The 11,898-nt window shown below is 70.3% G+C and carries 13 protein-coding genes; 4 read left to right on the top strand and 9 right to left on the bottom strand.

Annotation, left to right across the window (positions count from 1 at the left end):
- Window positions 1-93 precede the first annotated feature (93 nt).
- Genes ACYVAQ_RS01725 through ACYVAQ_RS01710 form a run of 4 tightly spaced genes read right to left on the bottom strand, consistent with a single transcriptional unit; the run spans window position 94 to window position 3,219 of the window.
- Window positions 94-438, bottom strand: coding sequence for a cytidine deaminase (locus ACYVAQ_RS01725; protein ID WP_460786705.1), 345 nt, complete (start codon window positions 436-438; stop codon window positions 94-96).
- Between the two features lie 7 nt (window positions 439-445).
- Window positions 446-1,732, bottom strand: coding sequence for a hemolysin family protein (locus ACYVAQ_RS01720; RefSeq protein ID WP_460786704.1), 1,287 nt, complete (start codon window positions 1,730-1,732; stop codon window positions 446-448).
- Between the two features lie 3 nt (window positions 1,733-1,735).
- Complete coding sequence (gene ybeY / locus ACYVAQ_RS01715) at window positions 1,736-2,185, bottom strand: rRNA maturation RNase YbeY (protein WP_460786703.1); 450 nt, start codon at window positions 2,183-2,185, stop codon at window positions 1,736-1,738.
- Complete coding sequence (locus ACYVAQ_RS01710; RefSeq protein ID WP_460786702.1) at window positions 2,182-3,219, bottom strand: PhoH family protein; 1,038 nt, start codon at window positions 3,217-3,219, stop codon at window positions 2,182-2,184. The genes ybeY and ACYVAQ_RS01710 overlap by 4 nt, the downstream gene beginning before the upstream one ends.
- A gap of 119 nt (window positions 3,220-3,338) precedes the next feature.
- Here ACYVAQ_RS01710 and ACYVAQ_RS01705 point away from each other — a divergent pair, with 119 nt between their 5' ends.
- Together ACYVAQ_RS01705 and ACYVAQ_RS01700 are read left to right on the top strand one after the other, a co-directional pair.
- Window positions 3,339-3,842 (top strand): SigE family RNA polymerase sigma factor, encoded by a 504-nt coding sequence (locus ACYVAQ_RS01705; RefSeq protein ID WP_460786701.1) that lies wholly within the window; start codon window positions 3,339-3,341, stop codon window positions 3,840-3,842.
- On the top strand, window positions 3,839-4,840 hold the full coding sequence (locus ACYVAQ_RS01700; RefSeq protein WP_460786700.1) for a PASTA domain-containing protein: 1,002 nt from the start codon (window positions 3,839-3,841) through the stop codon (window positions 4,838-4,840). The genes ACYVAQ_RS01705 and ACYVAQ_RS01700 overlap by 4 nt, the downstream gene beginning before the upstream one ends.
- Before the next feature lie 329 nt (window positions 4,841-5,169).
- Here the strand turns inward: ACYVAQ_RS01700 and ACYVAQ_RS01695 are convergent, their stop codons facing one another.
- From ACYVAQ_RS01695 to ACYVAQ_RS01675, 5 genes are all read right to left on the bottom strand, one after another.
- A complete protein-coding gene (locus tag ACYVAQ_RS01695) occupies window positions 5,170-6,369 on the bottom strand; it encodes an HNH endonuclease signature motif containing protein (protein ID WP_460786699.1) in 1,200 nt (399 codons plus the stop codon).
- A gap of 286 nt (window positions 6,370-6,655) precedes the next feature.
- A complete protein-coding gene (locus ACYVAQ_RS01690; protein ID WP_460786698.1) occupies window positions 6,656-7,495 on the bottom strand; it encodes an oxygenase MpaB family protein in 840 nt (279 codons plus the stop codon).
- Window positions 7,488-8,105 carry a TetR family transcriptional regulator gene (locus ACYVAQ_RS01685; RefSeq protein ID WP_460786697.1) on the bottom strand — a complete coding sequence of 206 codons (618 nt, stop codon included), beginning with the start codon at window positions 8,103-8,105 and terminating at the stop codon, window positions 7,488-7,490. The genes ACYVAQ_RS01690 and ACYVAQ_RS01685 overlap by 8 nt, the downstream gene beginning before the upstream one ends.
- Window positions 8,105-9,301, bottom strand: coding sequence for an acyl-CoA dehydrogenase family protein (locus ACYVAQ_RS01680; RefSeq protein WP_460786696.1), 1,197 nt, complete (start codon window positions 9,299-9,301; stop codon window positions 8,105-8,107). The genes ACYVAQ_RS01685 and ACYVAQ_RS01680 overlap by 1 nt, the downstream gene beginning before the upstream one ends.
- Before the next feature lie 24 nt (window positions 9,302-9,325).
- On the bottom strand, window positions 9,326-10,084 hold the full coding sequence (locus ACYVAQ_RS01675; RefSeq protein WP_460786695.1) for a MerR family transcriptional regulator: 759 nt from the start codon (window positions 10,082-10,084) through the stop codon (window positions 9,326-9,328).
- A gap of 157 nt (window positions 10,085-10,241) precedes the next feature.
- On the opposite strand from ACYVAQ_RS01675, the gene ACYVAQ_RS01670 reads away from it, so the two are divergent.
- Window positions 10,242-11,048, top strand: coding sequence for an MlaE family ABC transporter permease (locus ACYVAQ_RS01670; RefSeq protein ID WP_460786694.1), 807 nt, complete (start codon window positions 10,242-10,244; stop codon window positions 11,046-11,048).
- Window positions 11,045-11,890 (top strand): MlaE family ABC transporter permease, encoded by an 846-nt coding sequence (locus ACYVAQ_RS01665; RefSeq protein WP_460786693.1) that lies wholly within the window; start codon window positions 11,045-11,047, stop codon window positions 11,888-11,890. The genes ACYVAQ_RS01670 and ACYVAQ_RS01665 overlap by 4 nt, the downstream gene beginning before the upstream one ends.
- Window positions 11,891-11,898 lie beyond the last annotated feature (8 nt).

Genomic DNA, 11,898 nt, shown 5'->3' with positions numbered 1-11,898 from the left:
GCCCCAGCGCCGGCGATCACACGCGCGCTACTGCTACCGAACGAACCGCCCTACACCGAAACCATCCTCAGCCGGCCACACGAAAGATCGAGGCTAGAGGGTTGTGGACGCGCCGATCTGACCGCGCGGGTCGCCGGTGTGCACCACGACCCCCGACGGGCCCGCGAACTCGGTGAGGATCGCGACGTCGCCGTCGGTCACGTCGCCGACGTCCCCGAGCAGCACGCACGCGTCGACACCGGTGGACCCGGAGGCGACCGCCATCGCGACCACCGCCTGCACCGCGCTCAGCTGCAGCGAGGCCAGCGAGACCGTGGCAGCGGCGTAGGTCCGGCCGTCGGTGTCGCGGACCGCGGCCCCCTCGGCCGCCTGGATCCGGGCGCGCGTGGCACGGGCGAGGGTGACGAGCTTCTTGTCCTCGGCGGAGAGATCCGACATGGGTCGATCATCCCGCCTGGTCGTCGGCGTCGGTCAGCCGGGTGATGAGCACCGTGCCGATCCGGTTGCGCCGGCCCGCGACCTGCTCGGCCTCGAACCTGAGCCCGTGCGCCTCGACCGACGCCCCGGCGATCGGCACCCGCCCGAGGTGCTTGGTGAGCAGGCCGCCCACCGAGTCGACGTCCTCCTCCTCGACATCGATGCCGACGAGCTCCTCGAGGTCGTCGACCGGGAAGCGCGAGGACACCCGGATCGAGCCGTCGGGCATGGGCTCCGGCTCGGCCTCGGCCTGGTCGTACTCGTCGGTGATCTCGCCGACGATCTCCTCGAGGAGGTCCTCGATGGTGATCAGGCCGGCGGTCCCGCCGTACTCGTCGATCACCACGGCCACGTGCTGGTGCCGGGCCTGCATCTCGCGCAGCAGGTCGTCGACGGGCTTGGACTCCGGCACCCAGTGGGCCGGGCGCATGATCTCCTCGACCTTCTGGGTCAGCTCGACGTCGGGCGCCTCGAAGTCGCGTCGTACGACGTCCTTCAGGTAGGCGATGCCGCGCACGTCGTCGAGGTTCTCGCCGATCACCGGCACCCGGGAGAAGCCGGAGCGCAAGAACAGCGACATCGTCTGGCGCAGGTTCTTGTGGGTCTCGATGTAGACGACGTCACCGCGCGGCACCATGACCTCGCGGACCGTGGTGTCACCGAACTCGAAGACCGAGTGGATCATCTTGCGCTCGTCGGCCTCGATCACGTCGGTGGCCTCGGCCATGTCGACGAGCTCGCGCAGCTCGGTCTCGGTGGAGAACGGCCCCTCGCGGAAGCCCTGGCCCGGGGTGATCGCGTTGCCGACCAGGATGAGCAGCTTGGGGATCGGGCCGAGCACCGCCGTGAGCGCGGAGAGCGGCCAGGCGCTGGCCAGCGCGACGCGCTCGGCGTGCTGGCGGCCGACCGTGCGCGGGCCGACACCGATGACGACGAACGAGACGACCAGCATCACCGCGACCGCGGCGAGGACGTGCAGGGCGGTGGTGCGGCCTTCGCCGAGGATCACCACCGTCACCAGGACGGTGGCGGTGATCTCGTAGAGCAGCTCCAGCAGGAGCGCGGTGTTGAGGTGGCGCGGGGCGTCGTCGAGGACGGCGACGAGCCGCTTCGCGCCAGGCCGCGCCTCGCCGAGGAGCTCGTGGGCGCGCGCCTTGGAGAAGGAACCGAGGGCGGCGCCGGCCGCGGTCAGCAGCCCGGCGAGGACGACCAGCAGGGCCGCCGCACCGAGCCGCCAGAGATCACCGGTGGCCATCGGCTACTGCGCGCGCCACTCGACGAGCAGCCGGTCCTGCAGCCCGAACATCTCCTTGTGCTCCTCGGGCTCGGCGTGGTCGTAGCCGAGCAGGTGCAGGATGCCGTGGGTGGTGAGCAGCTCGAGCTCGGCGAGGGTGCCGTGACCGGCCTCCGCGCCCTGCCGCTCGGCCACGACCGGGCAGAGGATGAGGTCGCCGAGCACGCCCTCCTCGGGCTCCTCGTCGACCATGCCGGGCCGCAGCTCGTCCATCGGGAAGGCGAGCACGTCGGTCGGGCCCTCCTTCTCCATCCACTGCTCGTTGAGCTGGGCGATGGTGTCCTCGTCCACGGCCTTGATGCACAGCTCGGCCTGCGGGTGGACGCGCATCCTGTCCATGACGAAGCGGGCGAGCCGCTCGAAGTGCCGGGCGTCGAGGCCGGTGCCGGACTCGTCGATGATCTCGATGCTCACTTGTCCCGCGTGACCCTTCGCTCGGCCTGCTTGCGCTGCTTGTCCTGCTTGGCCTGGACGAGGGCGTCGTGCTCGTCGTACGCCGCGACGATCCGGCCGACCAGCTTGTGCCGCACCACGTCGTGGGCGGTCAGCCGCACGAACGCGAGGTCCTCGATGTCCTCGAGGATCTCCTCGACGATGCGCAGGCCGGACCTGGTGCCCGTGGGCAGGTCGACCTGGGTGACGTCGCCGGTCACCACGATCTTGGAGCCGAACCCGAGGCGGGTCAGGAACATCTTCATCTGCTCGGGCGTGGTGTTCTGCGCCTCGTCGAGGATGATGAACGAGTCGTTCAACGTCCGGCCCCGCATGTACGCCAGTGGCGCGACCTCGATGGTGCCGGCGGCCATCAGCTTCGGGATCGACTCCGGGTCGAGCATGTCGTGGAGCGCGTCGTACAACGGTCGCAGGTAGGGGTCGATCTTCTCGCTCAGGGTGCCGGGCAGGTAGCCGAGCCGCTCGCCGGCCTCGACGGCCGGGCGGGTCAGGATGATCCGGTTGACCTGCTTGGCGTTGAGCGCCTGCACGGCCTTCGCCATCGCGAGGTAGGTCTTTCCGGTGCCCGCGGGGCCGATGCCGAAGGTGATCGTGTGGTTGTCGATGGTCTCGACGTACCGCTTCTGGTTGAGGGTCTTGGGCCGGATCGACCGCCCGCGGTTGCTCAGGATGTTGACAGACAGCACATCGGCCGGGCGCTCCGGTTGCTCGGCGCGCAGCATCGACGCGATCCGCTCCACGGTCTCGGTCGAGAGGCCCTGGCCGGTGCGCAGCAGCGCGACGGACTCGTCCATCACCTTCTCCGCGAGCGAGACCTCGGACGCCTCGCCGACCAGGGTGATCCGGTTGCCGCGCACGTGGACCTCGACGCCGAAGGTCCGCTCGATGAGACCGAGGTGCTCGTCGCCGGGCCCGAGCAGGCCGACCATGTCGATGCTGTTGGGGATCACCACGACGTGCCGGGTCACGGACGGGGTGCGGGGTTGGTCGGTCATCGGGTCTTTCTTGGTCGGGGCGGGGAGGTTTCCATGCTACTGGCGCCGCCCGGAGGGCGCCCACTTCCTTTCTTCGGCTGCGGAACCTTCGGGTCTGGCCTCGATCATCGGAAGGAGTGATGGACACCGACGCCGCCTTCAGCGAGTACGCCGCCGCCCGCTGGCCTGCCCTCGTGCGCACGGGCGTCCTGCTGGGCTGCGACGCCGCGACCGCCGAGGACCTGGCGCAGCAGACGCTGCTGCGCTGCTACGTGAAGTGGGCCGCAGTCGCCCGCGCCACGGACCGGGACGCGTACGTCGCGAAGCTCCAGCTCAACCTGCTGCGCCAGAGCCGGCGGCGACGCTGGTGGGGCGAGCGCGCGACCGCTGAGCCACCCGAGCGCGAAGTCGCCGATGCCACCTCGTCGGTCGACGACGCCGACGCCGTGTCCCGGGCGCTCGCTCAGCTGCCGACCGCCCAGCGCGAGGCCGTGGTCCTCCGCCACTACCTGCATCTCACCGAGCAGCAGATCGCCTCCGTCACCGGGGTCGCGCCCGGGACGGTGAAGAGCCGGCTCTCGCGAGCGCTCTCCGCCCTGGCCGCGAGTCCGGACCTGGCCGAGCTGCGGGAAGGACACCGATGAGTGACGAGATCCTGAGCGAGCTGCTGGAGCGGTCCGTGGCGGACGTGTCCCCGGCCGATCCTCCGCTGGCCGAGCTCCTCGCACGCGGCCGGGCCGTCCGGCGCAGCCGGCGTCGTACGACGGTGGTGGGGGCGGTCCTCGCCTGCCTGCTCGTCATCGGCGGGGTCGGTGTCCTCCGGTGGGTCGAGCGTCCGGAGGCGCCGTCGGTCTCGACGAGCCTGCCGACTCCGCCCTCCGGCACGAAGTGGGTAGGCGTCGGGCGCCAGGTCGTTGCGGTGCCGGCCTCATGGCCGGTGTTCCCGAACCGCGTGTGTGGCGGCCCTGGCACACCCTTCGTCACGGTCCTGGACACCGAGCTGCTGCGGCACGCCTTCACCTGTGCCCTGCCGCTGCAACCGGTTCCTCGCCACGTCACGATCAGCAGTGGGCAGGCCCGCAGCCTGAACGCCAGCGGCGCCACCGTCCACGCGACGTTGCCGCCGGATTGGCGAGCGATCCCCGTCGGACGACCGGACCCGACGACGGGCGACATGACGACCGATCGCGTCGTCTCCGCGCTGGAGGCAGCGGGCTTCCAGGCCGAGGTACGAGCGGCCACCACGGGCAGCATGTGGGCGCCGGTGACCACCGACCCCGCGATGGGAACGCCGGCACGCATCGGCAGCACCGTCGTGGTCTACGACCACGGAAAGCTTCCGTCGACGGCCAGACTCACCGGCACCTTGTCCTGGGTCGGCGGGCCTGCGCCGGGAAGCCCGCAGCCCCACTTCGGGTGGCTGCACGTCCTCAACGACGATCGCTCCTTCGAACAGCTCGCCCGCACCGAATCAGACGGCTCGTGGTCGCTCGACGTCCCACCAGGGACGTACACCGTCCTCGGGACTTCGCCGGGCTACCTGAGCCGCGCCGGCAAGCGCGACGCCTGCTCCTCCGAGGGCAAGATCACCGTCGCGGCACATCAGACGGTGCCCGCGAATGTCTACTGCCAGCTCTACTGAGGTCGCTCTCGGGGCTGGTCCTTGGCGGCCGCACCGTAGCCGACCGGTCCCCGCCGTCAAGGACGCCTTCGGCCCCGCTGCGCGGTCGCTTCGCGATCCTTGACCGCGGGTCCTTACCGGTCGGCTTGTACGGCGCGGAGTCGGCACGGGCTTCGCCCGCGCCGCCGCTACGCGGCCGCCACGGGGGTGCGCTCGACCGCGCCGCTGGTCGAGGCGGTAGCGCAGCAACCGACACGAGACCCGGCGCCATGCTCTCGGGGCCGGCCGGCGGTGGTCGCGCCGCTACCGACTATGGGTCACTCGACCCATAGCCCGTAGGCGTCCGACCCTCACGTCCTGCGGTGGAACCGGAAGTCGCCCGAGGCCAGCTTGGTCATCGAGTACCGGGTGTCGTGCGCCCGATGATGGTGGTGCGAGCACAGCAGCACGCCGTCGGCGAGGTCTGTTCTGCCGCCTTCGGACCACGGCTTCAGATGGTGCGCCTCAGTCCAGGCCGCCGGAATCGAGCAGCCCTCCGCGCGGCAGCGTTTGTCCCGCAGACACATGGCCTTGCGCTGATGGGGCGCATAGCGACGTCGACCCCGACCCAGGTCGAGGACCTCGCTCTTCCCGCCGAGGACGGCGGGGATGATCTTGGCGGTGCAGGCCAGGCGGCGTGCCTCGCTCGCCGAGATGACCGTGCTCCCCAGCATCGCGGACCCGAGATCGTCGACCAGGGCCTCGTAGGAGACGGTCACGATCACGGCCGTGGCGTCACCACCGTGGTCGGGCAGCCGGCTCGGGTCGAGCACTTCGAGGAATCGGCAGAACGCCTCACCACGGCTGCGGGACTTCGTCACGCGGGGTGAGTCCTCGGCATCGAGGTAGGTGGTGAGCCGCTCGGCGATCGAGTCGGGGACCAGGGCGGTGATCTTCGTGGTCCCGTCGCCACGGCGTTGGAGCTTCACCGAGCACTTGTCGCGGGCTGCTTGTTCCTCACGCTCCAGTGCCTTGCCGAGCTCGGCCTCGGCGATGTCGGGGGCGACGACTTCGAGGATCTTGGTTCCGAGGACCCGCAGGTCGCGGGGGTCGTAGGTCTGGGCGAGCTTGATGAGGTGCTTCTCGGCGCGGGTCTTGGTGAGGTCGTCGACCTGGTCGGACAGCCTCTCGATCGAGCGGATGATGACCCGCGCCTGCGCCTGGTTGACCTGGCCCGTGCGCATGGCGGCCGCGGTGAGCGGGTGCGCGATCAGGTCGCGGGCGAGGTGGAGGTCGGCACGTGCGGCGGTCGCGGTGGTGCGGGTGGCGTGGGCGTACCAGGTTCCGGCGTCGCGGGCAGCGTGCTCCTCGGCCACATCAGTAGCGGCGGCGAGGACACGGAGACGGAGCTCGGCCAGCTCTGCTTCGGCCCGCGCGAGCCGCAGCAGGGCCTCTTCCTTGTCGCGGGTGCGGAGGTAGTCGGCCGGCATCTCCGCGACGGAGCTCAGGGCCTTCTCGAGGTCTCGGGCGCAGGCGAGGATCGGGTGGCAGAGCACCTGTTCCACGGCCATCGAGACTCCCGAGATACAACTTGATCAACTACCTCCAATGATACCAGTGATCGAACAGACTATCGAGCGTTTCCACAAGCATCATCCCAGGTCAGAGCATGTTTTGTGGCGGCCGCGAAGCGGCGGCGCGGGCGAAGCCCGTGCCGACTCCGCGCCGTCCAAGCCCGTCGTGAGGGACCCGGGGTCAAGGGCGCCGCAGGCGTCGCGCAGCGATGCCGAAGGCACCCTTGACGCCGGGGCACGACGGGCTACGATGCGGCCGCCCGCACCAGCCCCGCAGAGACAGTCAGACCAGCGGCTTCCCCGCCCGGATCCTCCGCCGTACGTCCCACAGGTAGAGGTTGAACGGCAGGTTCCGCACCAGCCGCGGGAGCCGACGGTTCACCGCACCCGTGGTGCTGCAGACGAGGTCGAAGGCCTTCTGGTGGCGGCGCGTCCAGCGGAAGCCGAGCTTCTCGCGCAGCAGGGGCGGGGTGAAGCCGACGTTCATGAACTGCAGGAACCGCGCCAGCGGCCACACCCAGACGGGGAACATCTCGAAGCGGTAGAGCATCCGCACGAAGTCCCGGGTGGGGCCGTCGATGTCGGCGTCGACGAGCCGTCCCTCGAAGTACTCGCGGAACGCGGCACGGGAGGCCGGCCACATGCCCGGCCGCACCTGCAGCGTCGTGCCGAGGACCTCCATCTGCGCGTAGATCCGGTCCGCGAGCTCGTCGGGGAGCGGGCCGTGCAGCTTCTCCCAGGTGTCGACGATGCCGAAGTACAGGCAGGCCGCGACCCACAGCTGCAGGTCCGGCGAGAAGGCGTTGTACTTCACCGGGCTCTCGGGGGTGGAGTGCACGTGGCGGTGCGAGCTGTTGACCGCCTCGCGGTACGCCGCCCGGTCGACGTCGGTGCCGAGCACGGCGACGGCGAGGTAGGTGAGCGTGGTGCGACCGCGCTTGAACGGGTGCTTGTCGATCCGGCCGCTCTCGACCTTCGACTCCATGACGCCGTAGGCCACCCCCGGCGCACCGAGCATCTGCAGCGCGACGTTGGCGCTGCCGGCGTACAGGGCCGTGATGCCGTCCCAGTAGTCCCGCATCTCGACGGGCTCGGTGCTCATCAGGGTCCTCGGATCAGTCATGGTGCCTCATCAGCGCGATCGTGGTGAGCAGGTCGACGCAGTGGGCCACGAACACCTCACGGGGTACGTCGAGGCGGCCGCTCACGTAGAGGTAGAAGTCGTGCCCCAGCGCACCCACCAGGCTCGCGGACTTCAGCGCCCGCACCTCGTCGTCGTCCCGCGCCGGGATCTGGTCGGCGATCATGTGCGCCACGACCGGGAACCACTCGTCGCGCGCGGCGAACAGCGCCGGATCGGTGAGCGGGGCGACGAACAGGACCTGGCCCTTGGCGGGGTCGTCGAGCGCGAGGCCCACGACCGCGTCGACGGCCGCGGGCGCCACCTCGGCGGCGTCGGCGACCTCGGCCACGGCGTTCGCCACCGCCACGCCGCACTCCTCGGCCACCGACCGGAAGACCGCGACCACGAACTCGTCGCGGTCGGCGAACTGCTCGTAGAAGTAACGGGAGGTCAGCCCGGACTCACGGCAGGCGGCGCGCACGCTCACGGCCTGTCCCCCGCCCTCGGCGATGAGGGCGATGCCCGCCTCGAGCAGCCGGGTACGCCGGTCCTCCTGCCGCTCCGCCATGGTGCGGCCGGCCCAGGTGCGCTGGTCGTCGGCGGTCATCATCAGTACGACTTCGGCAGGCCGAGCATCGCGGTGCCGATGTGGGCGAGCACCAGCTCCTCGGCGACGGGGATGTTCTTGGCGATCCGGGCGTCGCGGAAGATCCGCTCGACCGGGTACTCCTTGGAGTAGGCCATGCCGCCCAGCGTCTGGAACGCCTGGTTCGCGGCCTCCCAGCCGACCTGCGCACCGGTCAGCTTCGCGATGTTGGCCTCGTTGCCGCACGGCCGGCCCTGGTCGAACAGCCACGCCGCCTGGTAGGTCATCAGCCGGCCGAGCTCGGTCTTCGCCTTGATCTGCGCGAGCGGGAACTGCAACCCCTGGTTGGCCCCGATCGGGCGGCCGAACACCTCCCGCTCGGAGGCGTAGTCGCAGGCGATCCGCAGCGCGGCGTCCGCCGTACCGATCCCGCCGGAGGCGGCCAGGATGCGCTCGGGGTTGAGGACGTCCCAGAGCACGCCGAAGCCCTCGTCGACCCGGCCCAGCACGTTCTCCGCAGGCACGCGTACGTCGTCGAAGAACACCTGGCTCGAGGCGAGGATGTTGCTGCCCATCTTCGGGATCGGGGTGAAGGAGAGCGTCCCGTCGGCGATCGCCTGCTTCACGTCGACGAGGAACAGCGTGAGGCCCGCCGTGCGGGACAGGCCGTGCTCGCGGGTGTCGGCGGCCGGGACGGTGCGGGTGACCGCCACCATCCAGTCGGCGTTCTCCACGTTGGAGATCCACACCTTCTGGCCCTTGACCAGGTAGTCGCCGGTGTTCTCGTCGAGGCGAGCGGAGGTCGTGATCTCGATCGCGTTGGAGCCCGCGTCGGGCTCGGTGAGCGCCAGGCAGAACTGGATCGACCCGTCCGCGAGACCGGGGAGGATGCGCTGCTTCTGCTCCTCCGTGCCGTGCCGGGTCAGCGTCATCGCGCCGAAGCCGGGCGTGGTCACGTAGAAGAAGGTGCCCGCCACACCACCGGACGCGCACAGCGTCATGTTGGCGACGGCGAGCTCGAGCAGGCCCTGCCCGCCCCCGCCGTACTCCTCAGGGATGCACAGGCCGAACCAGCCGCCGGCGCCGAGGTCGTCGAAGACCTCCTGCGGGAAGCGGTGCTCCTCCTCGCAGCGCGACCAGTACGCGTGGTCGTACTTGGCGGCCACGGCGGCCACGCCCTCGCGCACGGCGAGCGCGGACTCGGGGAGGTCGAAGTCCATGGGGGTCCTCTCGGGTGATGCGGGTCAGCGACGCTGGATCGAGCGGGCGACCAGGTCGTTGGTGGAGCGCTGGAACGCGCCGACGATGGCGTCGAGGGTGAGCTGCCGGAGCATCGCCACGGTGTGCTCGAAGTGCTCGACGTCGCCGCGCGCGTGCGTCGAGGAGCGGTAGGGCTCGAAGACCTGGTCGCGCATGATGTCGGACAGCTCGTGCGCGAGCTGCGCCATGGAACGGGTGATCGCCCGGCCGGCCTGGCGCATGCCGTCCACCGGGATGTCCAGGTCGAGGACCCGGACGCCGACGTCGAAGCCCTGGATCGGCGTGTAGCGGGCGCCCTTCTCGGTCTCGACGACCCGGACGATCCCCCACTCGACGGCCATCTCGAGCTCGTCGTCGGACAACCGCCGCTTCGCGTGCTGCTCGAGCTGGCGCCGCGACAGGTCCCGCGGACCGGGCAGCGTCCAGGAGGTCAGCATCGCGCGCTGCACGGCCAGGTCCTCCAGCGTCGCGTCGGCCGGGATCGAGCCCATGTAGCCCTCGATGGCCTGCAGCGTGAAGCCGTGCTCCTGCAGCGCGCGGATCATCTCCAGTCGGGCCAGGTGGGTGGCGCCGTACCAGGCCACACGACCGCGCCGTTGCGGCGGCTGGATCAGCCCGAGGCTGGCGTAGTAGCGGGTCGTGCGCACCGTCAGGCCGGCCGCGGCCGCGAGCTCGTCGACGGTCATCCCGGCGCCGTCCGACACCTCCCCACGGGGGCTCTCGATCGGCACCGCTGCACTCATGACTGTCACAGTAGAGCTGTCATCGAAACCTCGCAACTACCGATTTCACGCGCGTTTCCGACGGATCTCGGGAAAGTGTTGACGAAACTCCAACTGAGTACGACAGTTCTCACTGTCAACGTCGTGACCGCCTCGCGAGCACCCGAAGGAGACGCCGATGTCCGGTGGCAGCCCCGCTGTGCCGGCCGCCCTGCGCGGCCCGCTCGGCGAGGTGACCGGCCTGGTGCGCTTCACCCGGCGGACGATGATCGCCACCGGGCGCTCGATCGCCGGAGGCCGCTTCCCGCTGGCCGAGGCGGTGGTCCAGACCTGGTACGCCATCCGCGTCTGCACGCTGCCGGCGCTCGCGGTGTCGATCCCGTTCGGCATCATCCTGGCGCTCCAGGTGGGAGTGCTCGCCCAGGAGGTGGGGGCGGTCGCGTTCACCGGCGCGGGCAACACCCTCGCCGTCATCCGGCAGGCCTCCCCCATCATCACCGCGCTGATGCTCTCCGGCGTCGCCGGCTCGGCGATCTGTGCCGATCTCGGCTCGCGCCGGATCCGCGACGAGATCGACGCGCTCGAGGTGATGGGCCTCCCCGTGATCGAGCGCCTCGTCGTCCCGCGGATGTTCGCGATCGTGGCCGTCTCCGTGCTGCTCAACGGCGTGGTCATGTTCTTCACGATCATCACCACGCTGCTCATCTCGGTCGCGATGGAGAACCTCCCGCCCGGCAGCTACCTGGCGTCGGTGACGACGCTCGCGCAGACCTCCGACCTACTGCTGTCCCTGGTCAAGGCGGCCGTCTTCGCGGTCATCTGCGCCGTGGTGGCGTCGTACAAGGGGCTCAACGCGCAGCGCGGTCCGACCGGGGTGGGCGAGGCAGTGACCAGCTCGGTGGTCACGAACTTCGTGCTGCTGTTCGCGGCCAATTTCGTGATCTCGCAGGTCCAGTCGACCCTCTCCGGCGGGCCGCTCGGATGACGGCGACCCGACCGGCCACCCTCGTCGACGACCTCGAGGACGTCGTCCTCACGCCGATGGCGAGCATCGGCGCCCAGCTCGTGCTGGCGTGGCGCGCGATCGTCGCGCTCCCGCTCGCGGTCACCCGCTACCGCGGCGAGATCTCCCGGATCCTGTCCGACGTCGCGCTCGGCTCCGGCATCTTCCTGGTCGGCGGCGGCGTGGTCGGCGTGGTGCTGCTGCTCTCGACCCTGACCGGGACCGAGGTCGGCCTGGAGGGCTACCAGGGCCTCGACGTCATCGGTCTCGCGCCCCTGACCGGCTTCATCTCCGGCTACGCCAACACCCGCGAGCTCGCCCCCATGATCGCCTCGCTCGGCTTCGCCGCGCGGATCGGCTGCGGGTTCACCTCGCGCCTCGGTGCGATGCGGATCAGTGAGGAGATCGACGCCCTCGAGGCGATGGCGATCCGGCCCATCCCGTACCTGGTCAGCACCCGGCTGATCGCGTCCTGGATCGTCGTGCTGCCGCTCTACCTGATCGGGCTGGTCGGCACGTACGTCGCCACCGACCTGATGGTCACCACCTTCTACGGCCAGTCGCACGGCACCTACGACCACTACTTCCGCACGTTCGTGGCGCCGGTCGACATCATCTACTCCGGCATCAAGGTCGTCATCCTCACCACCGTCGTCACGCTGATCCACTGCTACCACGGCTACACGGCCAGCGGCGGTCCCGAGGGCGTCGGCCGCGCCACCGGCCGCGCGATCCGGGCCAGCATCATCTCCCTGACCGTCGTCGACATCCTGCTGACGCTGACCCTGTGGGGGGCGGACCAGCAGGTGCAGATCTCGGGCTGAGCGGCCTC

This window comes from Nocardioides maradonensis (genome assembly GCF_054777115.1).
The sequence above is the reverse complement of the archived record's forward strand: the minus strand, read 5'-3'. Positions and strand labels throughout refer to the sequence as shown.